The organism is Paenarthrobacter sp. YAF11_1 (genome assembly GCF_052113445.1).
Taxonomy (GTDB): Bacteria; Actinomycetota; Actinomycetes; order Actinomycetales; family Micrococcaceae; genus Arthrobacter.
The window spans coordinates 46,193-72,330 of sequence record NZ_JBFRDF010000014.1 but is presented as its reverse complement, the minus strand read 5'-3'; the positions used below and the strand labels follow the sequence as shown (position 1 = coordinate 72,330).

22 protein-coding genes and 1 pseudogene are annotated in these 26,138 nt (G+C 63.6%); 13 read left to right on the top strand and 10 right to left on the bottom strand.

Translation table 11 applies throughout. From position 1 onward, the window contains the following. The first annotated feature begins 144 nt into the window (after window positions 1-144). The 5 genes from AB4Y77_RS18785 to ppk2 all read left to right on the top strand — a co-directional run bounded on the left by AB4Y77_RS18785 (window position 145) and on the right by ppk2 (window position 3,986). The gene (locus AB4Y77_RS18785; RefSeq protein ID WP_442014968.1) at window positions 145-1,053 is read left to right on the top strand and encodes a MurR/RpiR family transcriptional regulator; all 909 of its coding nucleotides are present in this window, start codon (window positions 145-147) and stop codon (window positions 1,051-1,053) included. Window positions 1,054-1,133: 80 nt separating this feature from the next. Continuing rightward, window positions 1,134-1,673, top strand: a complete 540-nt coding sequence (locus tag AB4Y77_RS18780; protein ID WP_442014967.1) for a GNAT family N-acetyltransferase — start codon at window positions 1,134-1,136, stop codon at window positions 1,671-1,673. A 51-nt stretch (window positions 1,674-1,724) separates the two neighbouring features. After that, window positions 1,725-2,183, top strand: coding sequence for a hypothetical protein (locus AB4Y77_RS18775; protein WP_442014966.1), 459 nt, complete (start codon window positions 1,725-1,727; stop codon window positions 2,181-2,183). Beyond that, a complete protein-coding gene (locus AB4Y77_RS18770) occupies window positions 2,180-2,857 on the top strand; it encodes a hypothetical protein (protein ID WP_311212423.1) in 678 nt (225 codons plus the stop codon). The genes AB4Y77_RS18775 and AB4Y77_RS18770 overlap by 4 nt, the downstream gene beginning before the upstream one ends. Window positions 2,858-2,936: 79 nt before the next feature. Further along, complete coding sequence (gene ppk2 / locus AB4Y77_RS18765; protein WP_442014965.1) at window positions 2,937-3,986, top strand: polyphosphate kinase 2; 1,050 nt, start codon at window positions 2,937-2,939, stop codon at window positions 3,984-3,986. Here the strand turns inward: ppk2 and treS are convergent. Next, a pseudogene (gene treS, locus AB4Y77_RS18760) lies at window positions 3,871-6,156 on the bottom strand (maltose alpha-D-glucosyltransferase); the annotation flags it as partial. The gene ppk2 and the pseudogene treS overlap by 116 nt on opposite strands. A gap of 273 nt (window positions 6,157-6,429) precedes the next feature. Between treS and AB4Y77_RS18755 the strand changes: the two are divergent. The 3 genes from AB4Y77_RS18755 (at window position 6,430) to AB4Y77_RS18745 (ending at window position 9,874) form a co-directional block, all read left to right on the top strand. Continuing rightward, complete coding sequence (locus AB4Y77_RS18755; RefSeq protein WP_442014964.1) at window positions 6,430-7,404, top strand: NAD-dependent epimerase/dehydratase family protein; 975 nt, start codon at window positions 6,430-6,432, stop codon at window positions 7,402-7,404. 56 nt (window positions 7,405-7,460) lie between these two features. After that, window positions 7,461-8,765 carry an LssY C-terminal domain-containing protein gene (locus AB4Y77_RS18750; protein WP_442014963.1) on the top strand — a complete coding sequence of 435 codons (1,305 nt, stop codon included), beginning with the start codon at window positions 7,461-7,463 and terminating at the stop codon, window positions 8,763-8,765. Between the two features lie 185 nt (window positions 8,766-8,950). Then, the gene (locus AB4Y77_RS18745) at window positions 8,951-9,874 is read left to right on the top strand and encodes an AEC family transporter (protein ID WP_311212418.1); all 924 of its coding nucleotides are present in this window, start codon (window positions 8,951-8,953) and stop codon (window positions 9,872-9,874) included. Window positions 9,875-10,366: 492 nt separating this feature from the next. Here the strand turns inward: AB4Y77_RS18745 and AB4Y77_RS18740 are convergent, their stop codons facing one another. From AB4Y77_RS18740 to AB4Y77_RS18730, 3 genes are read right to left on the bottom strand one after another with little or no spacing between them, the layout of a single operon-like run. Further along, entirely contained in the window at window positions 10,367-10,873 is a 507-nt protein-coding gene (locus tag AB4Y77_RS18740; RefSeq protein ID WP_311212417.1) for a universal stress protein, read from the bottom strand. 58 nt (window positions 10,874-10,931) lie between these two features. After that, on the bottom strand, window positions 10,932-11,273 hold the full coding sequence (locus AB4Y77_RS18735; RefSeq protein WP_311212416.1) for a CU044_2847 family protein: 342 nt from the start codon (window positions 11,271-11,273) through the stop codon (window positions 10,932-10,934). Next, window positions 11,257-14,040 carry a CHAT domain-containing protein gene (locus AB4Y77_RS18730; RefSeq protein ID WP_442014962.1) on the bottom strand — a complete coding sequence of 928 codons (2,784 nt, stop codon included), beginning with the start codon at window positions 14,038-14,040 and terminating at the stop codon, window positions 11,257-11,259. Before AB4Y77_RS18730 ends, AB4Y77_RS18735 begins: the two co-directional genes overlap by 17 nt. 192 nt (window positions 14,041-14,232) lie before the next feature. On the opposite strand from AB4Y77_RS18730, the gene AB4Y77_RS18725 reads away from it, so the two are divergent. Beyond that, complete coding sequence (locus AB4Y77_RS18725) at window positions 14,233-14,433, top strand: hypothetical protein (protein ID WP_442014961.1); 201 nt, start codon at window positions 14,233-14,235, stop codon at window positions 14,431-14,433. Window positions 14,434-14,469: 36 nt separating this feature from the next. Here AB4Y77_RS18725 and AB4Y77_RS18720 read toward each other — a convergent pair whose 3' ends face one another. Next, the gene (locus AB4Y77_RS18720) at window positions 14,470-15,501 is read right to left on the bottom strand and encodes an LLM class flavin-dependent oxidoreductase (protein ID WP_442014960.1); all 1,032 of its coding nucleotides are present in this window, start codon (window positions 15,499-15,501) and stop codon (window positions 14,470-14,472) included. A 152-nt stretch (window positions 15,502-15,653) separates the two neighbouring features. Next, window positions 15,654-16,079, bottom strand: a complete 426-nt coding sequence (locus AB4Y77_RS18715; protein WP_311212412.1) for a CBU_0592 family membrane protein — start codon at window positions 16,077-16,079, stop codon at window positions 15,654-15,656. A gap of 182 nt (window positions 16,080-16,261) precedes the next feature. Between AB4Y77_RS18715 and AB4Y77_RS18710 the strand changes: the two genes are divergently transcribed. Continuing rightward, on the top strand, window positions 16,262-17,185 hold the full coding sequence (locus AB4Y77_RS18710) for a LysR family transcriptional regulator (RefSeq protein ID WP_311212411.1): 924 nt from the start codon (window positions 16,262-16,264) through the stop codon (window positions 17,183-17,185). Window positions 17,186-17,237: 52 nt separating this feature from the next. On the opposite strand, the gene AB4Y77_RS18705 is transcribed toward AB4Y77_RS18710, so the two are convergent. Together AB4Y77_RS18705 and AB4Y77_RS18700 are read right to left on the bottom strand one after the other, a co-directional pair. Beyond that, on the bottom strand, window positions 17,238-18,017 hold the full coding sequence (locus AB4Y77_RS18705) for an isocitrate lyase/PEP mutase family protein (RefSeq protein ID WP_311212410.1): 780 nt from the start codon (window positions 18,015-18,017) through the stop codon (window positions 17,238-17,240). Window positions 18,018-18,191: 174 nt separating this feature from the next. Next, the gene (locus AB4Y77_RS18700) at window positions 18,192-19,415 is read right to left on the bottom strand and encodes a GGDEF domain-containing protein (RefSeq protein ID WP_311212409.1); all 1,224 of its coding nucleotides are present in this window, start codon (window positions 19,413-19,415) and stop codon (window positions 18,192-18,194) included. A 308-nt stretch (window positions 19,416-19,723) separates the two neighbouring features. Here AB4Y77_RS18700 and AB4Y77_RS18695 point away from each other — a divergent pair, with 308 nt between their 5' ends. Both AB4Y77_RS18695 and AB4Y77_RS18690 read left to right on the top strand, forming a co-directional pair. Then, a complete protein-coding gene (locus tag AB4Y77_RS18695; protein WP_311212640.1) occupies window positions 19,724-20,971 on the top strand; it encodes a WD40/YVTN/BNR-like repeat-containing protein in 1,248 nt (415 codons plus the stop codon). A 7-nt stretch (window positions 20,972-20,978) separates the two neighbouring features. Further along, entirely contained in the window at window positions 20,979-21,266 is a 288-nt protein-coding gene (locus AB4Y77_RS18690) for a MoaD/ThiS family protein (RefSeq protein ID WP_311212408.1), read from the top strand. 22 nt (window positions 21,267-21,288) lie between these two features. Here the strand turns inward: AB4Y77_RS18690 and AB4Y77_RS18685 are convergent, their stop codons facing one another. Then, window positions 21,289-21,525, bottom strand: coding sequence for a hypothetical protein (locus AB4Y77_RS18685; protein ID WP_159707992.1), 237 nt, complete (start codon window positions 21,523-21,525; stop codon window positions 21,289-21,291). Window positions 21,526-21,753: 228 nt separating this feature from the next. Between AB4Y77_RS18685 and AB4Y77_RS18680 the strand changes: the two genes are divergently transcribed. Further along, the gene (locus AB4Y77_RS18680) at window positions 21,754-24,468 is read left to right on the top strand and encodes an FG-GAP-like repeat-containing protein (protein ID WP_442014959.1); all 2,715 of its coding nucleotides are present in this window, start codon (window positions 21,754-21,756) and stop codon (window positions 24,466-24,468) included. Window positions 24,469-24,657: 189 nt separating this feature from the next. Here AB4Y77_RS18680 and AB4Y77_RS18675 read toward each other — a convergent pair whose 3' ends face one another. Continuing rightward, on the bottom strand, window positions 24,658-25,995 hold the full coding sequence (locus AB4Y77_RS18675; RefSeq protein WP_311212406.1) for an MFS transporter: 1,338 nt from the start codon (window positions 25,993-25,995) through the stop codon (window positions 24,658-24,660). Between the last annotated feature and the right edge of the window lie 143 nt (window positions 25,996-26,138).

Genomic DNA, 26,138 nt, shown 5'->3' with positions numbered 1-26,138 from the left:
GACAACTTTTGTGATGTCGCTTACATCGACCGTATTCGCTGGGAGGATATGCGTCAATCGTTTACCACTCGTGATGTAGTTGGGTAAATTATTTACATGGCCGGTCGCTACTGCCGATTGGCTGGTCACTTGGAAGGAAACATCATGGAAGAGGCGCTGAGCGGGCAGTTGTCACGGACCGTCCTGGTGCGGATCCGTTCCGCGCTGCCGTCGTTGCGCCCCTCCGAGCGCGCCATTGCCGAGCTTGTCCTGGCGGACCCTTCCCGCGCGGCCACGATGTCCATCGGCGATCTCGCCGGGCAGGGCGGAACCTCCACCACGTCGGTGGTCCGTTTCTATAAGAAGGTGGGCTACAGCGGATACTCGGATCTGCGTCTGGATCTTGCCCGGGAAACCGCACGCGAGAGCCTCGCCAACAATGTGCCGGCGGGGGTCTATGAGGACATCAATACGTCCGATTCGCTGCGCGACATCGTTTCGAAAATTGCCTTCAACGAGACCATGTCCATCGCCGACACGGCCCAAGTGCTCGACGTCGACAAACTCGCCCAGGCGGTGGAGGCCATCTCCACCTCGCGGAAGACCGACATCTTCGGCGTTGGGGCGGGCGGCCTGGTGGGCGAGGACCTGCAGCAGAAGCTGCACAGGATTGGCCTGACGTCCTTCAGTTGGTCGGACCCCCACGCGGCGCTGGCATCTGCGGCACTCCTGGACGGCGACGGCGTTGCTGTCGCCGTCTCCCACTCGGGGACCACAGTGGATACGGTCGACTTCCTGCTGGCAGCGAAGGCGGCAGGGGCAACCACCATTGCGGTCACCAACCACGCCGATTCTGCACTGGGGCGGACGGCCGACATTGTGCTGAACACCGCCGCGCGTGAGACACCCTTCAGGTCCGGGGCCATGGGCAGCCGCATCGCCCAGATGATGGTGGTTGACTGTCTCTTCGTTGGAGTGGCGCAGCATTCCCATGAGGCATCGGTCTCGGCGCTGCAGAAGACGCACGCCGCGGTCCAGGGGCGGAAATTGCCCCGGGGGAACCTGTCAGCCTAAGCGTGGTTAACCGTCGGGCCCTTCCACCCGGCCCTTCCCCCGGGCGGAACCGGGCCAATCCGCCGGGGTAGGGTCGTGGGATGCTGACGCTTGTTGCCCCGGACGTGTCCTTCTACGAGTCATTCATCGAGTCGCACCGCGAATGGGATGGCGCCCATCAGGATGGCGCCGGACTGTTTGCCGGCGATGACATCGGCTCGGCCGAGGGTTTCGCTGCTTGGGTGGCCAAGTTGCTCGCTGCTGAACACGCCGACGAAGTGAACGGCATTGTCCCCTGCACCTATCGCTGGATGACGGAAGGATCCCGATATGTGGGCGCCATCGCCTTCCGGCACTACCTGACTCCGGCGCTTCTCAACTCGGGCGGACACCTTGGGTACGGCGTCCGCCCTTCGGATCGCGGCCGTGGTGCAGCAACCTGGGCCCTGCGGGAAATGTGCTCCAGCCTGGCGGCAGTGGCTGGCCCAAGCCGTGTGCTCCTGACCTGCGATGACGGCAATGAAGCGTCTGCAAGGACCATTGAACGAAACGGTGGCGTGCTGGAAGATGTGCGCCTCGACGATGAAGGCCGGCCCTTCCGCCGCTACTGGATTGAGCTCGCAGGGCCCGCAGGCGAGTAAATTTGTCACCCTGGGGTTGACGCGGCGCTGTCGCGCATGGAGTATTGGCATATGACAAGTCAACCCGGGGGTGACAGTGCCGCTTCCGAAGCCGCTGATCCGCAGTGGCAGCATGTGCTCACCCATCGTCCGGCCGACGACGGATCCCGCGACGCTGCTGCCAAAAGGTTCGCGGAACGCGGCATCACCCCGGAGCAACTCCGCGCCATCCTGACCGATGGCGGGGATGCCCTGTACGCGGCAGCCGCAGCGGGCGATCCCGGCTGGGCAGAACCGTTCGGAGGTCCTTTGGCCGTGGCACTGCTGTCCGCGGAGGTCAGTGTCTTTGCCGCACATCTAAATTCCAGGGCATCCGGAGTCAGGTCAGTGGCTGTCGCCGAACTCCTGGACGAATACAGCGCCGTGACGGTGGCCGCAGAGCTCGGAGTGGCTCGCCAGAAGGTATACGAAATTGCACGGGCAGGTCTTCGTCCGCCCTACATTGAGCAGGTCCCTTGGAGGACATCGTGAATCCCATCGAAGAGAAGGTCCAGCTACCGGACCCGAAAACCCACTTTCTTGTCCATCCCCTTGACCTGCCCGGAGCCCGGAAGGAATTCCTGCTGGGCTGGTGGTTGGGGGTCTTCGCCACGCCCCAGGTCTACACGGCTCTGCTGGCAGTCTTGTGGGCCGTCAGCAACAACTACGTCACGCCCGTGCTGGTCCCCCTGGTCCTGGTGGTGATTGCGGGGTGGATCAGTGTGAAGCTCACGCGCGGCGCGTGGGACTACATTCCGGGGAAGCGCCATGACAAGGACCGTCGCATGACGGGGATGACCATCGCGGCGTCGCTCATCACCTCGCTTGCACTCTTTGCGGGTCTGCTGATCTTCATGGCGTGGGCTTCATCGCAGGACTTGGTTCCCGGTTTCAGCGCCTATCCGCTGGGCATGGGCTCGGCCATCGCGCTGATCATGGCAGGAGAGCTGGTGATCAAGCTGGTTCGCCGCAGGTCCGTGGAACTGGTTTCCGACGCCATCAGCTTGATCGTGGTGGTTGCCGCAGTGTGGATCGGCTTCGGCCTCCTCCCTGAAGGGCGGGACATCGCACCCCTGGACCTGCTGCCCGGCGCCGCCATCCTTGTGGGCGTCTGGTTGGTCTGGCTGCTGTTCACCAAAACAGAGGACCGCCGCAATCACGGCTGATGGCCGAAACCCTGTTCATGTTCCCGTCACCATCCATTGCTAGGCTGCCGGGCACTACACGGCTGACCAGGAGGACCGCATGACGGAGGCAAACTCACTTTCCACATCATTGGACGATTGGTGGGTCAGGGACAACCTGCGGGAGACCATCGATCACCTGGTGGAGTTGGGCTACACCATCAGCGGCGGGCAAGGGGAGGACCCGGACCTGATCGATCCAGGCGGATCAGCGGTGGAGACTTGGAACGAGGGTTACCCCTACGAGCAGCGGATGACCCGCGACGAGTACGAGATCGAGAAGTACCGCCTCCAGATCGAGTTGCTGAAGTTCCAGTACTGGGGCCAGGACCGCGGCCTCAAGCACGTGATTGTCTTCGAGGGCAGGGACGCCGCCGGCAAGGGCGGCACCATCAAGCGCTTCACGGAGCACCTGGATCCCCGATCCGCCAGGACAGTTGCCTTGGCCAAGCCTTCGGACCGTGAACAGGGTCAATGGTATTTCCAGCGCTATATCCAGCACCTTCCCACGGCTGGGGAGATCGTCATGTTCGACCGCTCCTGGTACAACCGGGCCAACGTGGAGAAGGTCATGGGCTTCTGCACAGACGACGAATACGACACCTTCATGGGGCAGGCGCCGGTCTTCGAAAAGATGCTGGTGGACGCCGGGATCCACGTGACCAAATTCTGGTTCTCGGTCACCCGGCAGGAGCAACGGACCCGCTTCGCCATCCGCCAGATCGATCCCGTCCGCCGCTGGAAGCTCTCGCCCATGGACCTCGCTTCCCTGGACCGCTGGGCGGAATACACCGACGCCAAGGAACAAACGTTCCTGCACACGGACTCCGACCACGCGCCGTGGATCACCATCAAGTCCAACGACAAGAAGCGCGCCCGCATCAACGCCATGCGCTACTTCCTGAACCAATTCGACTATGAGGACAAGGACACCTCTGGGGTTAATCTGCCAACTCGCGGGAGGTTTGGTTACATTTTGTCGTGCTTTCCTATTCGGCGGACTCTTCCTCAACAACCGGGTCCTTCAACAGCAGCGCCGTGCCCTGGAAGGCCGGCAGCTCGAGGTAGAAGCTGTGGAGGTCGTCCACCTGGCCTACGTTGTCGCCGTTGAAGAGGTCGTGCACGCTGGCGCCGGGAACAAGGTGACCGGACTGGATGCTGCCTGCAATGTCCTGGTCCGAGAAGTTCAGGACCGTGACCTGCAATGCTCCGTCGGCGAGCTGGTTGACCAAAACCAGCAGCCCCCGGTTGGAAACGTCAGGCACATCCAGCAGAGTGCTGGTGGCGATGCCGGATTCCTCCCGCACTGTGAGGATCTGCTGGAGCCGCCGTGCGTAGGACCGCGAATCCTTGAGCTGCTCGGGCAGTGAACCGTAGAGACTGCGGGCACGGGCCATGCCGGCCAGCGAGGTCTTCGCATCCGGGCTGGTGCCCATGAGGTCGTGGGCTCCGCGGTTGATCCAGCGGGTATCGCCCTGCGACGTGAGTTCCTTGACGGTTTCGCGGTCCAGTGCCGTGATGCCGGTGAGGTCCCAGCCCGAGAGCGCGAAGACGCCCGGCTGCAGCGCGTTGTACATGGACAACAGCACGTGGGCGTCCAATACCTGGGCTTCCTGCTCCGGGGTGAGGGCGTCCTGGTCCTTGATGCCCAGCGCGGCCATGATGAAGCTGACCGTGGTGCAGGCGATGCCGTTGGTGGTGAACAGTGCGTTGTAGGGCCCGTTTTCCCCCGTGAGACGTTCCCGCAGGGTCTCCTGCACCTTCTCCGCAACCTCGGCCCCCGTCAGTTCTTCACCGCCGAGCTCGAAAACGTCGTCCCTGTGTCCGGCAGCGAAGTGCAGCAACTCGTACGTCAGTTCGTCATGGTTCTGGAGTGCGTGGACCAAGGAGGCCTGGTCCACCCCGATCTCCATGGAGAGGCGCAGGGTCAGGCGCAGGAATTCGGTATCTCCGGTGACGAAGGCGTAGTGGTACGCGGGCCGGGTGATGAAGTCGTACGAGAGGTCTGGCCCCGATTCCGACTGGGCCTTGATGTCATCGATGGTGAGGTTGAGTTCCTGGAAGGAGAACCCGCCCACCTTGCGGATCATGGAGCCGATGAGCTGGTTGGCCGCCTCGGACAGCGGGTGGCCCTCTGACCATCCCGGTTCTTCTTCCGCGCTCTTTTCGACGCCAAGGAAGCCGTTGGCATCAAGCCGCAACGCACCGGTGCCGAGGTCCAGCAGCGAATGCAGCGCGTCACCGACCACCAGGCGCATGCCGGCGAACGTTGGGTCCAGCCAGTTGATGGACGGCTGGCCGGACTTGAAGTAGTGGAGGTAGACCCAGCGTCGGGTCTTGCCGGTGGTGTCGATAATGGGCTTGGTGGCGCTCCAGTTGGTTTCCTTGACGCCGGGTTCGTAGAAAATGACCCGCTGCAGCCGCCCAATAATGTAGCCCGCCTTTTGCAGGGCTTCCTCAGCCGCCGGGCTGATGTTCACCGAGTCTTCGCCTTCGGGGACGTCCGGCAGCAGGTGCCAATCCTCCTCGGGGATGTCCACCATGTGATAGATACCGGGGTAGTCCCGGAAGTTCATCTCAGCCAGCCGGAAGTCCGCGCCCTTGCCGGTGTGCCCGGGGACGATGTCGTCAATGATGGTGCCGCCGTGCTCGTTGGCGACCTCGCACATCTGACGGAACTCTTCTTCTGTCCCGAACGCGGGATCGATCGCCATGGAGATGCGGTCAAAGTGCCCATCCACGCTGGGTGTCTGCGACCAGCCGCGGATGCCGCCCGCCAGCTTCACCGGGCCCGTGTGCAGCCCACGGATGCCGATTTTGCTGAACGCATCCCAGAGCTCGGGATCACCCAGCGCCGAGAGGAAGGACTGGCCGTCCTTGGTGATGAAGGACAACGGGTAGGCGGTGAACCAGACAGGTGAACGCTCAACGGCTGCGCGCGGGTTGGGCCGGGCGTACGAGTTCTGCCACATACTGGCCTGCCCGGACAGTTGCCGGGCCATGGTGTTGGCGTCACCCAGCATGGACTGGTTCCGGAGCCAGTCCACATAGGTGGAATTCAGGCCGTCGAATTCCAGGGAGGGCCGGGCGGCAAAGAACTGCCGCCTCCGGGCGATCGGCCGCAGCGCCTTGGGCCGGGCAGGGTAGAACTGTTCATCAAAGGTGATTTCCGCCGGTTCGCTTGCGGTTTCATCGGGCGTTTCCAGGGGCGTCTCCTCCGGATTTTCCTCTGGAGTTTCGCTGATTTCTGACACGCTCGTGTTGACTGCAGGCTCCCGCACAGTTGTCTCCTTACGTGGTCGCCGCGTCAACGCCGACCGTCCGAGGGGGGTCGTTCAAGAGGTCACGTACCCGGGCTTGCCCGGACTATTCATGCTAGTCACGTTGGCCTCCGGTTTGTCGAACCCGGGAACAAGTAAGTCTCGTGATCATCCGGCGGCTTACGAGGACCGCCACACTACGGACCGAGGCAGTCAACGGTTCCCGGAACTGCGTTCGCCCTACCGATGCACCCTCATCAGCCAGTACCGTGGCTCGTGGAGATCGGAGAACCCATGAAAATCGCAGTGATCGGCGGCAGCGGCCACATCGGGTCCTTCCTTGTCCCCAGGCTTGTTCGCGCCGGACACGAGGTGGTCAACATCAGCCGCGGAAGCCGCCTGCCCTATGCCGACGTCCCTGAGTGGCAGCAGGTCCGCAAGGTCACCGCGGACCGTGACCACGAGGAACGCGAGGGCATCTTTGGTGACCGGGTAGCGGAACTGGGCGCCGACGTCGTGGTTGACCTTCTGTGCTTCACCCTCGAATCGGCCACTGCGCTGGTGGATCGCTTGCGCGGCGAAACAGGCCATCTGCTGCACTGCGGCTCCATCTGGCGATACGGCGTGAGCCTGAAGTTGCCCCTTGCCGAAGGAGCGGACTCCGCCGAAGAGCCAGTGGATGACTACGGGATCCAGAAGCGTGACATCGCCCGCATGCTCAAGGACGAGACTGCTTCAGGGGGACTGGCCACAACATCCATTCATCCCGGACACATTGTGGGCCCTGGATGGCAGCCGATCGGGCCCTTGGGCAACCTTGATCCTGGGGTGTGGCAGACGATTGCCTCCGGGCAGCCACTCCGGATTCCCGGAATCGGTACTGAGTTGATGCACCATGTGCATGCCGACGACGTCGCGCAAGCTTTCGAGAAAGCCATCCTGAATCGTGACGCGGCGGCCGGGGAGGATTTCAATATTGTTGCCCCGAGCGCCCTGACGGTGCGGGGTTACGTGAGCGTCGCTGCTTCATGGTTTGGGCAGGAGCCGCATATGGAACCCGTGAGCTGGGAGGAGTTCCGGCGGACCACTACCAGCGAATCTGCCGATATCAGTTGGGCGCACCTCTCCCGCAATCACTGCATGAGCATCCACAAGGCATCGTCGCTGATCGGGTATGCGCCGCGCTATGAACCTGAGCAGGCAGTGCTCGAATCCGTGCAGTGGTTGGTCAGCAACGGTCAGCTCAACGTGCCGAAACTGCTGACCTAAGCCTGTACAACTGCCACCCGAGGCCCGAAGCTTAAGGGGCCACAAGGGGGAGCTTCATGGACAAAGTGTCGAACAAGGACGTCACGGACAGCCGGCTCGATCACGGGTTCTTCGTCCTGGGTGGAGCCGCGGCGGTGTGGTTGGCTTTCCTGCTGGTGGGGGAGAGCTTCCATTTGGGGTGGGGCCAGCTGTGGTTTTCCTTCGTGTTCTGGGCGTTCCTTGCCTACCTGCTTTTGCCGAGGCTGCACCGGATCCTGACCACCATTTACGTCCCCGGCTATTTCATCGGCCGTGCCCGAACCAGCGATGGGCTGCTGGGCGATCCCGTGAATGCGGCGTTGCTGGGAGCCGAGCCCCAGATCCACGCGATCATGAGGTCCGCCGGGTGGACCATGGCCGACGACGTCACCTTCGCCAGCAGCCGCCGCATCGTCAGCTCCACCATTTTCCGGCGGAGCTACACCGAAGCGCCGGTCAGCCCCCTGTATCTCTTCGACCGGCAGCAGGACTTTGCGTACCAACAAGAGGTCAACAACACCCCCGGCAAACGCCATCACGTCCGCTTCTGGCGTTGCCCCGAGGGGTGGCTCCTCCCCGGCGGGCACAAAGTGGATTGGCTCGCCGCCGGAACCTACGACCGCAGCGTTGGCTTCTCGCTCTTCACACTCCAGATCACGCACAAGATCGAGCAGAACACCGACGTGGAGCGGGACCACATCGTGTCCACCGTTTCCTCTGCCGAGCCTGCCGTCACGGTGCAGGTGATCGAGGACTTCTCCACCGGATATCACACGCGCAACGGCGGCGGCGATTCCATCTCCACCGACGGCGACCTCCCCATCATCGACGCCAGCCGCGTCCAGGTCCCCGCCAACCAGCCGCCCAGCCGTACCGACAGCCGTGACCGGCGACCGGCGCCCATCGTGACCGGCGCTGTCCTGGTGGCCATCCGCGCGATTGCAGCTTTTACGTTGGCGGTGACACTGCTGACGTCAGGCGGCGACATTGGACTCGACGACGTCCCCCTGGACCCGGAAACCACGACGACGGCGATCGTCGCCATGGCGGTCATCGTCCTGCTCTTCGGGCTCGGTGAGGTATTCCTGGCATGGCGGATTTTCCTCGGCAGCAACGGCGCCCGGGTGATCGCCATGGCCCTGAGCTCCATCTCGATCCTGGTGCAGGCCATCGACTACTCCACCGGGACTGCGAATCTCACCCTCGAAGCGGGTCTCTCCGGCCTTGCCTCGGACATCCTGGTCCTGCTGGCGCTGTCCAGCCAGCGGGCGAGGGTTTACGCCAAACGGCAGCGTGTCCCGGCCGTTCCGGCGTCAGTGGTGGTGCGGCGCGTGTCTTCCTGACCTTCTTTGAGTGTGGGTTCCGTCCGACACTCCGGCCTTTGCGGCGTGTCGGGGTGGTTTCGGGTTGAAAGTGGGTGGTGACGGCGCGTGGCAGCCCCGCCGTCTCCTGCCCGATAGGGTTAATCCGTTCCCAGCCAGCCTGCGTCACCAGCCGGGCCTCCAGAGTACGGATTGAGGAAAACGGTGTGGACGGAGTCCTTCAAGGTTTCTTTGTGGTCAGCGTGGTCCTGCTCATTGGCTATATCCTTGGCAGAACCAAGGCACTGGGTCCCGAAGGCGGCAAGGTTCTCTCGACGCTGACTTTCATGGTGGGGCTGCCCTGCCTGATGTTTTCGGCGATTGCCTCCCGCCACATTTCAGATGTCCTCAGTGCCACGGGCTTGATTTCGGTGGTCACCGCGGTGGCGGTCATGCTCGTGTTTACCGTGGCTGGCCTCATTGGCCGCTGGGGTGTCCGGCGGACCACTATCGGCGCGCTGTCCGTGGGAATCGTGAACTCCACCAATCTGGGCGTGCCGTTGTCCCTGTATATCCTCGGCAGCGCCACGTACGTCACGCCCATCATGCTGTTTCAGTTGGCGATCGTGACACCCATCGCCCTGACCATCCTCGACCTCACAGATCCCGCAGGCAAGCAGGTCTCCGTCTGGCGGGTGCTCTCCATCCCGTTCCGCAACCCTGTCACCGTGGCAGCAATTCTCGGGGTGGCCGTGAGCGCTTTGGGCATCGAAGTACCCACGCTTATCCTCGATCCCCTGGCGCTTGTGGCCCAGTTGGCGGTGCCGCTGATGTTGATCATCTTCGGCATGTCCCTGCACGGGCTCTCGGTCCGGCCCGGCATCGGCGACCGGGCTCCCACCACTGTGGCCGTGATCCTCAAGTCTGCGGTCCAGCCGGCTCTTGCCTGGATCTTGGCAGCATTCGTCTTTCATCTGGACCCGTTCAGCACGTTCGTGGTCACCGCCTGCGCCATCCTTCCCACCGGCCAAAACGTGGTGCTCTACGCGGTCCGGTACGGCGTGGGCCAGGGCATTGCCCAATCCACGGCGGTGTTCACCAGCATCCTGGCGGTCCCGCTGCTTCTTGGGGCGGCGTGGCTTTTCGGCTGAGCCGTTGTGATTTCCCATCCGCGAGTAGTTGGAGTCGGCGCTCACGCCGTGGAAGTTCCGCTTTCAAAAGTGGGCGGTCCCGCCACCACTGACTTTGAATCGGCTGACGGCTGGACACGCCGGTGAGTGCGGCGTGTTGCCGTGCTCGGAGATCCAAAGTGGGTGGCGAGCGTACGGGGCATGAAGCCAGCCACTCTTTGGGGCCGTCCCTTTAAGGCTCGACGGCGGCACTCACCTTTAGCGCCGCCGTCGTTCGGTCTGCGTGGGAGGTGAGAGAGCGCTGCTCGGGAGGGCGTGGGAGGTGAGAGAGCGCTGGGGGGAAGGGCGTGGGAGGTGAGAGAGCGCTGGGGTTAAACAAAAGAGCTCCGGAGTGCGTTATTGGGGGATACGCACTCCGGAGCGGTCTTTGAGCAGGGGCTTTCGCTGACCTGCAGTAATCACTCTACGTTGCGCGCAACCCCTTCGCCACCACCTCGAATAAGTACTTTCGCTTTAGTTTCTTTGGGCAGCTTCCGGCCGCTTTTTCTGCGGCACAATCAGCACAGGGCGGCGTTGATGGTGGCTCAACCATGCAGCCACTGAGCCGTTGAGCGCCTCGGAAATCCGGTGGCCCAAGCCGGGCTCCGGGGTCCCCACGATGATCATGGATGCGTTGATGTCCGCGGCGAGCCTGCCCAACGCCCGTGCTGGATCACCGGCCAGCAGGCGCAAGGTCCAATCTGCCGTGCCGCCGTCCATCGCGTTTGCGATCACCCTGCCAAGGTCGCCTCGTACGGCCTCGACGTCGGCGTCGTCCTTCTCCGGGTGGAGCGACATCCGGTGTGTCTCCCGGGACGGGTCCCACTCCACGAGGTAACTGGCCTCGTCCACGTAGGCGCACACCAACGGGACGCCGAGTCGCTCAGCCAAGGTCCGGGCAGTTTGGAGTACTTCCACATGCTGGTCCGGGAGAACCCCCACCACCAGGGGAATCGGTCCGCTGAAATTTTCCGCAGCCATACCCTTATTGTTGCGCCGGGGCGATCCAAAGAACAGGTGGTTGAGAGGGTATCCGGGGTCAGGTTTCCGTCGGCTTGTTCCAGGTGAGCCGCACCTTGAAATTGGACCCGGTGCTTGCCGACGCGATGAAAGCGCCCGCCTCCGCGTGAAGGTCAATGCCGAACTCCACGCTCACCTCATCCGGCCGGTTCTCCAGGCTCAGGAGCTCATCGATCACCCCCTGCACCGCTGGACGCACGTGTGCCAGGGCACGCTCGAACGTTTGCTGCGCCCGCGCGAAAACCCCCGAATGGTCCCCCGCGTGATCGCCACCCCTGGTTACCAGGCTCCCCGCGGCGTTCGCGACCTCCACAACTACCGTGCCGCCGTCGTCGGTGGTGAATTCAACCAGCCTGCTCATGTTCCTGTCCCTTCTCCGGCGCCCGCAGTCGGCGGGCCGCAAGCACGAAACCGATTCCGGCAGCGCACAAAATCAGCAGCTGAATCAACACAAAGTAGGCGTGCGTCCGGTACCAGGACTCAAGGAACACGCCCTTGTCCTGAACCCAGACCAGCGGAACCGTCACGGTTGGCCACAGCAGCAGCCACCCGAACGGCTCGGATGTGCGGGAACGCATGGCCAGGATGCCCGCCCACAATCCGAAGCCCGCATGCACGAATCCGGCGATGACAGTGGTGGGATCCACCGTTTCGGTGAGCCCCGAGAGCCCAAAGAGAGCACCCGAAACAACCGCCCCCGCCATCACAACGCGGGCCATCGTGGTGCGATCGGGGAGGCCCGCGACCGCCAACAGCAGGTACCCAAGAGGTGCCACCAGGCCGTAAACGATGCGGAGGGAGCCGTCGCCGCCGCTCTCGTACCAATAGTTGTCGTCCAGCCACAGGAAGTAGACCGCGAAGCACGCCCCGAGGCCGCCCGCCACGATCAGTGCGACGCCGCCCCACAGCAGCGGCGCCCTCAGCGGGGGAGCCAACCCGCCGACGGCGACGGGTGCTGAGCTGCCGGGCTTTGACCCCCGGAGGCCAGCGCTCGACGGCGGAGCACCAGTGGGTGCCTCGGCTTTGGATGCGGACGGGGTTGCGTTCAGTGCTGAAGACGGGCTGGGGCGGGGTTCGGGAATGGGTTCGGCGTTCGAAGTGGGGCCGGCGTCGGGTTTTGTGCGGGTGCGCGGGCTTGGGCCGGTTGTCGGTTTGGGCGCCGTGATCCCGGAGACTGGGCCCGAGCTGGGACTTGCGTCCGCCGCGATGGTGCGGGCCGGGGCCTTATTCCGTACTGGCCGTACCGGCCGTACTGGAGGGTCGGCCACTGTGTACGAGCCCTGCGGTTTCTCATCGTCAGACGCCGCGGGCACCTCGGCCGTTTCAGTGGGAGCCGGCTCTTTCGGCTTGGCCTTCTCGATCTCCGCCCGGGCTGCGGTTGCGAGGCCATCGGGATCTGCGGCGTTGGGGTCCACGGTGGCCAACTCTGCAGACACGTCCACCACTGCTTCCCAGGAGCCGAGGGAGGAATGGTATCGAAGCTCTCCTTGCAGATCCGAGATCCGTTGCCGGCGCTCGCAGTCCTGGCGTCGGACGGCGGCGTCAGGAAACCCGGGGTCATCCTGCACCACGGCGAATCCGTCTACTGCGGCCAGCCAATCTTCGGCTTCCTCTGCCTGCAGTGCTTCGCGGTAGATGCGTTCCAGCTCCAGCCGGTGCCGTGCCTTGTCTCTGAGCGCCATCGCGTCCCGGTATCCAGGCTCCAGGGTGAGGAGGTCTTCGAACAGTTCCACGGCCTGTTCCAAGCGCCGGGCCCGCAACTCGGCGGACGCCTGGACGTACAGTGCCCGCAGCTGCGCCCGTTTCATGGCTTGCCCGGAGTCGGTTTGCCGGGCGTTGGCCTGCCCGGAGTCGGCCTGCGGCTGTGTGGCCGGTACCGGCGTCGTTTGGGCCGGCGTGGTGCGATCCTGTCCGGTTCCGGACGGTGGGGCCGGGGAACTGGCCTGGGCTGGTCCTGTACTTTGACGGACCGAGGCCCCGACCGTCGTCGAACTTTCAACCGATACCGGCGCGCGCGGTGTTCCCGTGAGTGTGAACAGCTGGGTGGTGCCCCCGCGGACGTAGAGTGCCGGGGTGACCCATTCCAGCGTTCCGTCCGGACTGGCCATGACCGAGATTCTGCCGACGCGCGCCGCCTCGTCCACGGTGCGGCCGTTGGCGATTGCTGCGTAGAAGCCGTGCGCGAAGGCGATGGCGGCGTAGTCGCTGATGGCGAACTGCATGGCGGCCACTGCGCCGATCCCGCTCCGGACCAGCGCGGACGCCGTGCCCGAGAAGAGGTCCGACTGGCCCATTTCCCCGGAGGAACACGAGTTCAGCACCACCAACCGCGGGCGGGGAGCAGCGACGCTGAGCAGGGCCATGAGGCGGACAGCGCGGACCATGGCTGCCCTTCCGTCGGGTCCCACCAGCGCTATCCTGCCTTCGTCGGTGCGGGTGTCGTAGTCGCCGTGGCCTACGAAGTGGACCACATGCCAAGGCCCGGCCAGCAGCATGGATTGCACGTCATCCCAGGTTCCACTTTTTGCCCAGACCAGCTCCACCCGGCCTTCGGACGCCGGCCCGGCCAGGGCACGGCTCAGGTGGTCCTTCTCGGCGGTGACGTCCAGGCTGGGGAGGTCCCTTGGCGAGGCGACGATCCCCAGAATGCGCAGGGGTGGCGCTACATCCAAGGGATTCAGGTTGTAGTCGGGTGCGGGGATGTGACGGAGGAGGGGCTCGGTCTGGCAGAGGTAGGTTTCGGTTTCGGGGTCGAACAGGGTCTCCCACGGCATGGTCGCCAGTTCAGGGGCGGACAACCTCAGGACCACCCTGAGCTGCTGTCCGGCGTGTTGGGCTGCGCCGAGGCTGGCCCGGTAGGTGCCGTAAACCTCGCGGGTGAACAGGGCCTGGAACAACTGCTGGCCCACTTCGCGGACTGCCATCTCAGCCACGGGCATGGTCCTGCGGGCGGCCACGGCGGACGCCAGAACGGTGGCTTCAAGTTGGGGGAGCCGTTCGAGGATGCCCTCCACGTCCAGGGTGAACATGCCCGAGGCGTGGCCTCCCGCCGGTGCACGGACCACGCGCACCGTATATTCGCCGCGTGCAGAGCCGGCATCAATCTCCAGCTCGATGTCACAGTCCATCGCGGATCCCTTGTGTGACGGGCGGTCCGGCCGAACGTCGCGGGGCCGGGAGCACCCTTAGGAATAGATTGGCCCTAAGACCGGCGCGCCACAAGAGCAGGACCCTTGTAGACGCTCCTGACCCGGCCTACGGTTAACCCGGGTCCACGGCGCATCAGAACCAATGGCCCATCTGACGGAAGGCGGTCCGCGATGGAAATTTTCATGTGGTGGCTCGATCTGCATCTGGACAGCAAGGAATGGCTGCGTGAGAACCTGCGCGCCGACGAACTCCCGCTGACCGTGCTGCAGCATATTGCCGAGGCCGGCGGGCCCCATCGGGACAAGGTCATCGGCGTACTGACCGAAGCGGATTGGGACTTCATCGAGACACAATCGGAGTTCGTGGACTGACTGGACTGGCCGGGCTGACGGGGCTAACGGGCCGGCTTAGGCGGCAGGCTTCCAGCCCAGGGCCGGCCCCAGTTTGCCCGCGATGTCGGTGAGGATCTGCACGTAGTCTTCGTGGTCAAAGCTGAAGGGCAGTGCGAAGGCCACCTCGTCCACTTCCTGGAATCCTCGGTGGGCATAGAGCTGCTCGGCGATGTCATCACTGGTGCCGATGATGTCCTTTGCAAACATCATGCCCTTCGGCCCTTGGGGCGCGCGGGTGCGTGGGGTGCGTTCGTCGACGTAGCGTTGGTATTTCTTCCGCTGGGCAGTTGAGGCCGAGTCTGTGGGAATCACCACCAAGCCCTGTGAGACGCGGGCGGTGTTCCCTTCCCTGGCAGCGGCTTCGCGGTAGGCGCGGATCTGTGACTGTTGGACGGCGGCGAAGTCCGGTTCCTGGTCCTTATCCGGGAAGATCACGCTGCTGGAGAGCAGGTTGAAGCCGTTTTCCCCTGCCCACACCGCCGATTTCATGCTCGCCGCCCCGTACCAAAGACGGGAACGCAGCCCGGCAGCGTGCGGCTCCACGCGGTTGGAGAACTCTTCCACCACTCCCTGTTTGCCGGAGAAGTCCCGCACTTTCTCGCCGGCGACCAGGCGGGCAAGCCGGTTTACGCGGGCGTAGCTGAAGTCCTCCACGCCGGCAGTGTCCGGGTAGAGCTCATGTTTTACGGTGCCGTAATTCATGGGTTCCCCTACGCTCAGCCCCGGATTGATCCGGCCGCCGGAGAGCAGGTCCACGGTGGCCAGGTCCTCAGCAAGGCGCAAAGGGTTTTCCCAGCCCAACGGAGTCACCGCGGTTCCCAGCTCAATCCTGGAGGTGCGCTGGCTTGCCGCGGCCATGACCGCAACCGGTGAGGAGATCCCGAACTGCAGGTGGCGGTGCCGAAGCCACGCACTGTCGAAGCCGAGCCCCTCCCCGAGCTCGATGATCTCCAGCGTCGATTGGTGCCCGGCCGCAGGATCCGCGGGATCGAACAGGCCAATAGTGAGGAAACCAAGTTTGCGCAGGGGATGGTCGGGGGTGGGCATGGGCTTCCTTCACGATCGGGCGGCGGCTACTGCCCAGAATAGGCTCCGGTCCCATGGACGACGGTGGGACGTTACCTTTTGTGATGCCCTCACCGTTTGTGGTGCCGGCGCTCAGCTTGTAGTGCCGGCCCTCAGCGCAGGTGACCGCCGGGCTAGGCGCAGCTGGCGACTGGGCGAGCGGCCGCGACGATGACCTGAGCGGCAGTGTCGGGGGCAAGCGAGGAGCACTCTGGAGCAAAGTGCGCCACCCGCGCCACCTGTACGGGCTGCGCCGCCTGCGTCACGTGTGCGGGCTGGGCGGCCTGCGCCGCCTGCGCGGGCTGCGTCGGCCGCTCTGCCCGCTCCTTGGCCCGCATCCGGAGAAGAGCCACAGCGGAGATCAGGAACCACGCCACGTTGGTCACCACGGAGGGCCAGGCTCCATGGAGTGAGCCATTGACGATGAAGGCGCACGAACCAAAGAGGTTCACGGTCTGGAAGGTGGTGCCTGCCTGCAACCAGCCCATGGACACTGCCATGTAGCCGCCGAGCATTGCCACTGCGCCGGCCCAGCCAGCGACTTCGAACAGCAGTTCCATGGGAGTCCTTTCAAGATTTTGGGCACTCGGATGACGCCGGCGGGCGGCGTATGGTCCGGAGTGGAGGCTTGATTCGCTAGACGGTGTTGCGTTGCTGAATCGTGCTTTTGAGTCAATATTGAGTGACGATGACCTTTAGATCAATTGCAATATTCTGAAGACGGTGTTTAGGAGTACTTAACATGGATGTGGACCCACGCCGGTTGCTGGTTCTTCTTGCTGTCGCCCGCACTGGAGGCGTTCTGGCGGCGGCTGATGAACTGCGGATTACGCCGTCTGCGGTGTCTCAACAACTCAGCAAACTCGAGACTGAGGCAGGGCAGGCACTACTCCTGCGTACCCCCAAAGGATCAGTGCTGACACCCGCGGGCTTGGCCATGGCGGAGGCAGGGGAAGAGATAGAACGGGCACTCAACGTTGCCCGTGCCCGGATGCAAAGCGAGGTCAACATCGCAGGAGTCGTACGGGTGGGCGGATTCACCAGTTTCATGCGCACCGTGGTGATCCCGCGTCTTCCCGAATGGCGCAGCCAATACCCTCAGCTGCAGATCCAGATCGTTGAAGACAGCTTCCCTGCGGTGATGCGGCTCCTCCGCCAGCGACAGTTGGATGCTGTGGTCATCGAACAGGATTCGACGGCGGCAGAGCAGCATCCGATGGCGGCCGGAATGGTCCAGGAACCCCTGCTGGACGAGCCATGGAAGCTGGTGGTGCCCGCAGGAAGCCTGCTCGGCACGGACAACATCGATCTCAGCCGCTTGCACTTGCCGTGGCTGGGGGTGGAGCCGTCAGCCGCCAATACTGCAGTGCTCGGACGTCTCCGCCACTCGACAGGTGCCCGGATAGAGACCGTTCACCAGTACCACGACACCCTCACCGCACTGGCACTGGTCGCTGCCGGTGAGGGCGTGGCCATTGTGCCCACCCTGGCGCTCAGCGGCGTTGTCCACGATCATGTGGACATCCTGGACGTTCCGGGGTTGGGCACCCGGCATATCGCCCTGCGACGCTTCGATCGGCGACGGGCAGCCAGCCTGCCCTTGGACACGGTGGCCCGGCTCCTGAGGGAATCCGCGGCGGCGTTCGACACTCGCTCGGCATCGTGACCTGTCCCGTCTTCGCGGACGGGACAGGTCAGGCAAGCACGCGCAGGCGGCGCTAGTTCAGTGCCGGAGTGTCGGCAGGGATGACACCGGAGCCGTACAGATCCGAGGCCAGATCCTGAAGCGCCCGCAGGGCCACCCTCTGGGTGAACGGACCGTAGGAGACACGTGCCACGCCAAGTTGCTGGAGTTCAGCAGCCGGGAGGGCTCCGGGGGCTCCGATCACGGAGAGTTTCCCGTGTCCCAGGCCTTCCACCAGCGGCTCGATGACCTCTCGGGTCATGGCGCCTGGCACGAAGACCAACGAAGCTCCAGCGTCCAGGAAAGCTCGTCCCCGCGCGATGGCGTCCTGGATGCTCTCCTCAACCGGCCGGTCGCCACCCCGGGCAATCGCGTCGGTGCGCGCATTCAGCTGGAACGGGATGCCTTCGTCGGCAGCAGCCGAGATGATGGCCTGCACACGGGCAACGGCTTCATCGAAGGGCCGCAAGCGGTCTTCAACGTTCGCGCCCACCACTCCGATCCCAATCGCCCGGCGGATGGTTTCGGCAGGGTTGTCGAAGCCATCATCCAGGTCTGCGGTGACCGGGAGATCCACGGCGTCGACAATTCGCTTCACTCCGTCCAGTGCCACGTCCAAGGGCATCGTTCCATCGGCATATCCGAAGGCCGCAGCAATGGAATGCCCAGCAGTGGCGATGGCCTTCGTCTCAGGAAGTCCTGCAATAGTGCGGGCACTGATGGCGTCCCACACATTCACCACACTCAGGATTTCAGGAGCTTCGTGCAGTGCTTTCAGCTGTTGTGCACGTGCATTGGTGTTTGCTTCAGTCATGGTCGCTCTCCGTCACTGTTGTTCTCCGTGCTCCACGGGTGGGAACCAGTCCCACTTGCCACCCACAGCCTAGGCATAACGTCACACAACGCGATACCAAGCGGCTGCCGAGGGCCATGAGGGTGAGGCCCGACACGTTGCGTCGTATGTCCATGTCCTACCGACCTGCGTGAATTACGACGGCGGGTGGCTGGCTTCCGCCGCGGGTTCCGCGCCCGCGGACTCCCCCGCTGCGGGGTCCGCACCTACAACCCTGTTCCGCCCCTGGGCCTTGGCACTGTAAAGGGCGGCATCTGCCACATTGATCATGAAGGCCAGGTCCTGCACGTCCGCGCCGGTGGACGTCACGCCGTAGCTGACTGTTGGGAAGGGCAGGCCATCGGGACCCTTCATGCCTGCCAAGCGTCTACTGATTTCGGAGGCGATGGCTTCGGCCCGCTGTTGTGTCGCTCCCGGCAGCAGCAGGACGAATTCTTCCCCGCCATAACGCGCCACGAGGTCTGTCGACCTCACCGAAGAAATGCAGGCCGCAGCAAAAGCCCTGAGCGCGGAGTCGCCGGCTGCGTGACCATGCTCATCGTTGACGGCTTTGAAGTTGTCCAAGTCAGCAAGAATCAGAGCCGCACCTCGCGGGGACGACTCCGCAAGAGACCGGGCCGCCACTTCCAGGAAGGCACCCCTGTTGAGCAGACCTGTGAGGTGGTCACGGTCGGCACGTTCCCGGAGGCGTTTGATCAACTGCTTGTTGCTGAGCGTATTCATGGTGGAGGACACCGCCACCAGCAGGATCAAATGCATCAGGGCGGCCGGCGCATACCCAAAGAATGTTCGGAACTCTTCGCTGGTGGGCCCCTCCAGGACAAAGCTGATGGCCCGGAGCAGGTAGTACAAGGTCATCAGGCCGGCAATGACCGACAGGAACCTGGTAATCCTGGACCGGACGGGTTTCGCGAACCACAGTTCCAGTGCCGCCAAGGTGATGCCCAACGTCGTCAGGCACAAGTAGACCAAACCGCCAGACCACACGCTGTTCCCCGGGTCATCCAGTAAGGACGCAACACAGCTGGGAATGGACGCGGCCGCAAGCACCCAAGGATGCACGCGGTGGTCGCGCAGTGTACGTGCTCCCGCCCAAATGCAGAAGGTTCCGGCGACAATCAGGGCCTTGCCCAAGGGGTTGGCCCACTGCTGGAAGTCGGTACCGTTCAGCAGGAAGGCCGCGTTGCCAACGAAAAAGAGGCACAGGGCTACCCGCCACCACTCTGCGTAGGGCGAGCGTCTTCGCTGGGACGAAATACAGGAAATGACGATCAGGGTCAGGGTGACCAAGCCGAGGACCACCCGGACGGAAAAGGGGTCCAGGACTATTGATCCTTCTTGCAGCGAAACTGCAATCACGACGCGGCCCCGCTACCGGACTACAACCGCGGAGTTCCCTCGTGATGGCCTCATGGCTCTTTGACCTCGCAAAACATCTGATCCCCCAGCAAGTTGTTCCGGACTCATGATCGCAAAGCCACAGTCAAGCACGTTTTCTCCAGTGCCGGTGGATGACGGTCGCTATGGCTCTTTAAAAGTTTTCTCGAAATTCGCGTCACGATCAGGGGTTAGGCCGCACTGTAACCGTAAGGGTTGGTCTGCCCATGACAGCGGACTATCCACATACGCCCAAAAAACCGTTGCCACCCACCCACCCTGATGGTTCGATGGGACGCATGGCAACCGCAGATACCGCAGAGAGTTATGTCATAGCGATCGGGACCAAGAAAGGCCTGTGGCTGGCAACCAGCCCGGACCGCAAAGAATGGTCCCTCTCCGGCCCGCACTTCCTGATGAGCGAGATTCCCAGCATCGGGATAGACACACGGGACGGCAAAACCCGGATCATGGTGGGCGTCAGATCGGAGCACTGGGGACCCACTGTGGCCCACTCCGATGACCTTGGCGCCACCTGGACTGAGCCCGAGCAAGGTGCCATCAAATTCCCGGACGGCACTGACGCCGCCTTGGAGCGCGTTTGGCAGATCTACCCCGACGCCGAATCCCGCCCTGGCGTTGTCTGGGCCGGGTGCGAGCCGATTTCTGTATGGAAGTCCACCGACGGCGGCGAACACTTCGAGTTGAACCGCGGGCTGTGGGACCACCCGCACCGCAGCGAGTGGGGTGCCGGCTATGGTGGCGCGGCGGCACACTCGATTGTGGTTGATCCGTCCGGGGAAAAGGTCCACATCGCCATGAGTACGGGCGGCGTTTACAGATCGCTCGACGGCGGGACCTCCTGGGAGCCCCGGAACAAAGGAATTTCGGCCTACTTCATGCCCGATCCCAACCCGGAGTTCGGCCAGTGTGTCCACAAGATCGCAGCGGACGCCGCCGTCGAGGGCCGCTTGTACGCTCAGAACCACCATGGCGTTTACCGTACGGATGACAACGGTGAGAACTGGGATTCCATCGCGGACGGGCTGCCTGCGGACTTCGGCTTCGTCATGTTGACGCACCCGCGGCGGGAAGGGACGGCATGGGTGATTCCGCTGAAGGCCGACGGCGAACGCATCCCGCCGGACAGCAAGCTCAGTGTCCACCGCACCAATGACGCCGGAAATACCTGGACAGAACTTCATACCGGCCTGCCGGATCACGAATACAACGCTGTCCTGCGCGATGCCGCGTCCGTGGACACGGCCGAACCCGTCGGAGTATATTTCGGCACCCGCGGAGGTGCCGTCTACGCCAGCGCCGATGAGGGCGGGACCTTTACTGAAGTGGCCTCGCACCTGCCGGACGTACTGTGCGTGAGGGCCGCCGTCGTGGTGGACAACGCAGCAGGCGTAGAAGTCCCACTGACTGCGGCGGAAGCCACTGTGATTGCCGAAGCCGCAGTGATCGTGGAGGCAGCGGCCCAGGAGATTGACCCCACTCCTGGCGATCAAGCCAGCGCGCCGGTACCTGGTTAGGCCCGTTGTGGCTGACTTTACGGTCCTGTTGCCTGGTGTCCTGCAGCCACTCGTCGGCGGACAGTCCTATCTGACTGCGTCCGCCGACGGGGCTGTGACCGTTGGACAGTTGCTTGATGCGGTGACCGGAGATTATCCGGTGCTGGCCAGGCGCTTGCGTGATGAAACCGGGGCACTCCGCCGTTTCGTGAATATTTACGTGAACGGTGATGAGGTCCGGCGTCTGAAAGGTCTTGATACGGAGGTTGCGGGCGGCCAGGAGGTCCTGATTGTCCAGTCCGTGGCCGGCGGCTGAGCAGGGTTGGGGTCAAGCCGGTTCAGGCGACGCGCCAAACACTGCATTCGTCGGTATTGATGGCTTTCCTCATACCCGAGACGTGATCCATGATCCAGACAACGCCGATTCCCGGCGCGGTTTCCTGGACCTGTCCGCGGCGGATGACCACGTCATCATAGGCGGGTCCCACGGACAGTCGGGCTTCGATCTCGTCTCCACGGTGGAGCTGGCTGATCGCGCGTATTCGTGTTGTGTGTGTTGTGACTTCCTTCAACATGGTGGCCTCCTGGGCTGGAGCTGGTGCCTGCACTTGCCGGCTATTCCAGTGTGGCGCGGCAATGTTGCCACGGTATTTCGGGGCGGTTAGGGTCCGGTTAGCATTCCGGGTTGGTTGCATTTCCGGTGACCCAGCCCCGCCTTCCCGGCGCACGGCGGCCACGGCTGTAGCCTGATCTCGGTTCTTGAGACTCACAGGAACCACAGGCTCCGTCCCCGGGGAGATTCAATGGGAGTTTTGCGGCGATCCATCGCACTGTCCACGGGCCTGGTGGTGTTCGCCACCGGCCTGTTTTTTGTTCAGGCCCCTGCCACGGCCGTTCCGGTTCCAGGACCGGATAACCCGAATGTCCAGTTCATCGAGGGCACGCCGCGTTCGGACCACACGTTCGAGACGCCACCTGCGGACGATGCACCCAAGGGACAGTCCGACGTCGACTCCATCCTCCGCGACGGTGCAGCAGCGATCGGCCCCGCCGGTGACATCCGCGTCCGGTTGGTCACGGCAAAACTGGCGGACAACGCCAACGCGGTCTCCATGGCTGACGCCGAAAAGACGGTGGCGGCCACCAGCAAGTACTGGCAGGCGATGTCGGCCAACAAGCTCTCCATGACCGTGAACAGCAAGGTTGCCGGGCACCAGTCCAAGGCGAGGTCGACCGACAGCTACAGCTCCATCATCTCCACCATCACCAGCGAGCTGAAATGGTCCGCGAGCCCATACACGGCGCTGGTGATCTACATTCCCACCACCACCCTGTCCGGGAACGCGCTTGGCGCCGGCTACAGCAGCGGCAGTTACAGTGGCCGCGTTTTGATGCCGCAGATCAGCAACTTCTCCAACAACGTGATGAGCCATGAGTTCGGGCACGTCATTGGCATGATGCACGCTGATGCCCTGCAGTGCCGCAGCGGGGCGTCCGACGTCGGTGTCAACAGCAATGGCCAGTTCACGGACCCGTCCTGCTACATCCGCGAGTACGGCGACACCACAGACATCATGGGCGCTGCGCAGTGGAACTCGCCGGTCATCAGCTCTACGTTTTGGGACTACGGCGGCCTGGGACGAGGCGACGAAATCCGCGACACCGGTGTGGCCACGGGAGTCAAGAGCTACACCCTGAAGCCCTGGGGCGGCACCGAGGCCCAGCGCGCCATCAAGTTCACGGACCCTGTGAGCCGGGAGGTCTACTACCTGGAACTCCGGCAGCCGGTAGGGGCTTACGACAGCTATCTCTCGGGCGGCAACAAAGGCGTCAAAATCGTCCAGCGGGGCGGCGCCACCATCGCCTCGTCACTGATCCTCATGCCGGACACCACACCTTTCAATGGTTGGTACAGCCAGAACCATGCCTGGCAGGCGGGCAGCACTTTCACCACCTATACGGGCACCAGGGTGACCATCAATTCGGTCAGCGCCACCTCGGCAACAGTGACCATCAACGCCGACACCAAACTGAAGACGCGGATGAGTTTTTCCGCCGGCGATTTCGACGGCGACAAGCTGGCCGACGTCCTTTCCCGCGAAGCGGACGGTTCGCTCCTGCTCTATGCAGGCCTGCCCGGAAACCGCCTTGAAGATCCCGTGCGAATCGGCAGTGGCTGGGACATTTTCAACGCGGTACTGGGCACTTCCGATTTCAATGGCGACGGCTTCGCTGACATTCTGGCGCGCAGCAGCGACGGCAGTCTGTGGCTCTACCCGGGCAACGGCAAGGGCGGTTTCCTGCCACGCAGCCAGGCAGGTGTCGGCTGGCAGGGGTTTACGGAGTTGGTGGCCCCCGGCGACTTCAACGGAGATGGCCGGGCAGATGTGGTGGCAAGTGGAACCGATGGCCGGCTTTGGCTCTATCCCGGGAACGGTTCCGGCGGATTCCTGGCCCAGCGGCAGATCGGCCAGGGCTGGGATGCGTTCACCAGTCTTTCCGCAGCGGGGACGTTCGGGGGCGGGACGGCAGGACTCCTGGCCCGTTCGTCGGACGGCACCCTCTACGTCTACCCCGGCGATGGCAAGGGGAGCCTCCTGCCGCGTACCGCCGTCGGAACTGGTTGGAACCTGGCGGGCGACATCGTCGGCGGGCAGGAATTTACCGGCGACGGCAAGGCTGACGTCCTCGGCGTCGGTTCAGGCATGACGCTTTACCCGGGTGACGGCACCGGCTTCGCGGACCGCTTGGCGATCGGATCCGGTTGGAACCAGTTCAGTCAGGTGTGGGAGGCCGGGGATTTCGACGGCGATGCTGTCGCGGACGTTTTGGCCCGCGGCACCAACGGCATCCTGTGGCTTTACCCGGGCAATGGTTCGGGTGGCTTCCTTCCGCGCGTGCAGGTGGGGACGGGCTGGAACGTCTTTACGTCAGTCTTGAGCGTGGGCGATTTCGACGGCGATAAGCACCCGGATCTTGTGGCCAGGGCCTCCGATGGGACGCTGTGGCTGTACCCGACCGACGGGAAGGCCCAGTTCCTTGCCCGCAAACAGATCGGTACTGGCTGGCAGGGCTTCACGCAGATGTTGGCGCCGGGCGACTTCTCCGGTGACGGAAAGGCCGACATCCTGGCACGCGCCGCGGACGGGACCTTGTGGCTTTATCCGGGAAATGGCGCCGGAGGATTCCAGCCGTGGAAGCAGATCGGTACCGGGTGGAATATCTTCAACGCGGTGATGCAGGGCAGCGACTTCAACGGTGACGGCCGGGAAGATGTCCTTGCCCGAGGAACGGACGGAGGACTGTGGCTCTACCCGGGCAACGGCAGCGGAGGTTTCCTCACCCGGCAGTACCTAGGCTCCGGATGGAACATGTTCACCTCCTTCGCTGCCCTCGGCAACGCGTTCACGGGCACAGGCGACCCGACCCTCGTGGGCGTAGCCGGCGATGGAACGCTGCTGCTCTACTCCGGGACGGGTACGGGAAAGTTCAAGCCGGTGGCGTTGGACCCGAGGTAGCCCGTCATCGGAGGTGAGAGAGCGCTGCTGGTTTTCCTGGGTCTCGCTGGGTGACGCAGCGTAAAAATGCCTGGCCCCCTCCGAGAGTCTTGGCCCCTCAGGTTCGGAAAAGCGAAAAACCCGGAATGTCAGGTGACACTCCGGGTTTTCGCTGCTTTGGTCCCAGCTGACAGGGAAGAAGCGGCGGGCTTAGGCGTGCTGGGCGTGCTTGGGCAGGCCGAGCTCCGCTGTGGGGGTCTTGGCTGATTCGCGGGCCGTCATGGCTGAGACGGCTGCGATCACGCAGATCACGGCGGTGAAGATGGAAATCTGTACCCATCCGCCGGGCTTGGTTCCGCCCAGGGCAGTCACGATGGCCGGGGCGAACCCTGCCATGAGGAAGCCGAGCTGCGTGCCGATAGCCAGGCCGGAGAAGCGGACCTTGGTGCTGAACATTTCACCGTAGAAGGACGGCCATACTGCGTTGGCAGCGGCGTACCCGAAGGAGAAGAACACCACGGACACCAGGAACATCAGGGGCACAACGCCGGATTCCAGGGTCAGCAGGAACACGGGGGTCATGATGGCGCTTGCGAATGCGCCGTAGATGAAGACGGGCTTCCGGCCGATCTTATCCGCGAGCATGCCGAAGAGGGGCTGGGTTCCGAGGGCCACCACGTTGGCCACGACCACCAGCCAGAGCGTAATGGTGCTGTTCACGCCGGCAACGTCCTGGGCATATTTGATGGCCAATGTTCCAAAGACCGTGCTCACTGCGGCGATGAACGCGCAGCAGACCACGCGGAGGACGTCCCGCCAGTGAAGCCTGAGGAGATCGGCTACGGGGAGCTTGGAGATCTCGTTGTTCTTCTTGGCTTCAGCAAAGGCCGGCGGCTCGTGCAGGGTGCGGCGGATGAAGAACGCCACCAGAACCACCACGGCGCTGAGCCAGAACGGGATGCGCCAGCCAATGCCGTACTTGATCTCGTCAGGCAGGGCCACCACAGGAATAAAGACCAGCGCTGCCAGGATCTGGCCGCCCTGGGTGCCGGTGAGGGTCCACGAGGTGAAGAACGAGCGGCGGTTGTCCGGAGCGTGCTCCAGCGTCATGGACGAGGCACCTGCCTGCTCGCCTGCAGCCGAAAGGCCCTGGCAAAGACGGGCAAGGACCAGCAGGACGGGAGCCCACCAGCCGATGGTCTTGAAGTCGGGGAGGCAGCCGATCACGAAGGTCGCTGCTCCCATCAGGACCAAGGTGAACATGAGCACCTTCTGCCGGCCGATCCTGTCACCGAAGTGGCCCAGGATCACGGCGCCCACGGGACGGGCAATGTAAGCGAAGCCGAATGTCGCGAAGGACATGATGGCCGCGTTGGCATCGGCCGACGGGAAGAAGACGTGCGGGAAGATCAGGGCTGCGGCCGAGCCGAAGATGAAGAAGTCGTAGTACTCCACCGCGCTGCCCAGGAAGCTGGCAAGCGCAGCTTTCTTGGGTGTTCCGGCGGTGGTTTCAGTGCCTGGCGTCGCTGACGGCATTGTTTGGCTCATGGGGGTTTCCTTCTGTGACGACGATGTCGCGGATCTAGCTTCTGTGGGAAGACCAGAGCGAGGTGCGGCCGGATCATCCCGAAAGTAACCATATGGTGAGAGCTACTTGTGCAATACAGCAATAGTGGCTGTGAGTGGGGTCA

What these genes read in the sequence shown, in the direction of transcription:
- AB4Y77_RS18705 (WP_311212410.1), bottom strand. Translation starts at nt 18,017, where the DNA reads ATGACTGAAGCAAACACCAATGCACGTGCACAACAGCTGAAAGCACTG.
- AB4Y77_RS18685 (WP_159707992.1), bottom strand. Translation starts at nt 21,525, where the DNA reads ATGTTGAAGGAAGTCACAACACACACAACACGAATACGCGCGATCAGC.
- AB4Y77_RS18710 (WP_311212411.1), top strand. Translation starts at nt 16,262, where the DNA reads ATGGATGTGGACCCACGCCGGTTGCTGGTTCTTCTTGCTGTCGCCCGC.
- AB4Y77_RS18725 (WP_442014961.1), top strand. Translation starts at nt 14,233, where the DNA reads ATGGAAATTTTCATGTGGTGGCTCGATCTGCATCTGGACAGCAAGGAA.
- AB4Y77_RS18735 (WP_311212416.1), bottom strand. Translation starts at nt 11,273, where the DNA reads ATGAGCAGGCTGGTTGAATTCACCACCGACGACGGCGGCACGGTAGTT.
- AB4Y77_RS18720 (WP_442014960.1), bottom strand. Translation starts at nt 15,501, where the DNA reads ATGCCCACCCCCGACCATCCCCTGCGCAAACTTGGTTTCCTCACTATT.
- AB4Y77_RS18675 (WP_311212406.1), bottom strand. Translation starts at nt 25,995, where the DNA reads ATGAGCCAAACAATGCCGTCAGCGACGCCAGGCACTGAAACCACCGCC.
- AB4Y77_RS18750 (WP_442014963.1), top strand. Translation starts at nt 7,461, where the DNA reads ATGGACAAAGTGTCGAACAAGGACGTCACGGACAGCCGGCTCGATCAC.
- AB4Y77_RS18695 (WP_311212640.1), top strand. Translation starts at nt 19,724, where the DNA reads ATGGGACGCATGGCAACCGCAGATACCGCAGAGAGTTATGTCATAGCG.
- AB4Y77_RS18740 (WP_311212417.1), bottom strand. Translation starts at nt 10,873, where the DNA reads ATGGCTGCGGAAAATTTCAGCGGACCGATTCCCCTGGTGGTGGGGGTT.
- AB4Y77_RS18680 (WP_442014959.1), top strand. Translation starts at nt 21,754, where the DNA reads ATGGGAGTTTTGCGGCGATCCATCGCACTGTCCACGGGCCTGGTGGTG.
- ppk2 (WP_442014965.1), top strand. Translation starts at nt 2,937, where the DNA reads ATGACGGAGGCAAACTCACTTTCCACATCATTGGACGATTGGTGGGTC.
- AB4Y77_RS18755 (WP_442014964.1), top strand. Translation starts at nt 6,430, where the DNA reads ATGAAAATCGCAGTGATCGGCGGCAGCGGCCACATCGGGTCCTTCCTT.
- AB4Y77_RS18780 (WP_442014967.1), top strand. Translation starts at nt 1,134, where the DNA reads ATGCTGACGCTTGTTGCCCCGGACGTGTCCTTCTACGAGTCATTCATC.
- AB4Y77_RS18730 (WP_442014962.1), bottom strand. Translation starts at nt 14,040, where the DNA reads ATGGACTGTGACATCGAGCTGGAGATTGATGCCGGCTCTGCACGCGGC.
- AB4Y77_RS18785 (WP_442014968.1), top strand. Translation starts at nt 145, where the DNA reads ATGGAAGAGGCGCTGAGCGGGCAGTTGTCACGGACCGTCCTGGTGCGG.
- AB4Y77_RS18715 (WP_311212412.1), bottom strand. Translation starts at nt 16,079, where the DNA reads ATGGAACTGCTGTTCGAAGTCGCTGGCTGGGCCGGCGCAGTGGCAATG.
- AB4Y77_RS18775 (WP_442014966.1), top strand. Translation starts at nt 1,725, where the DNA reads ATGACAAGTCAACCCGGGGGTGACAGTGCCGCTTCCGAAGCCGCTGAT.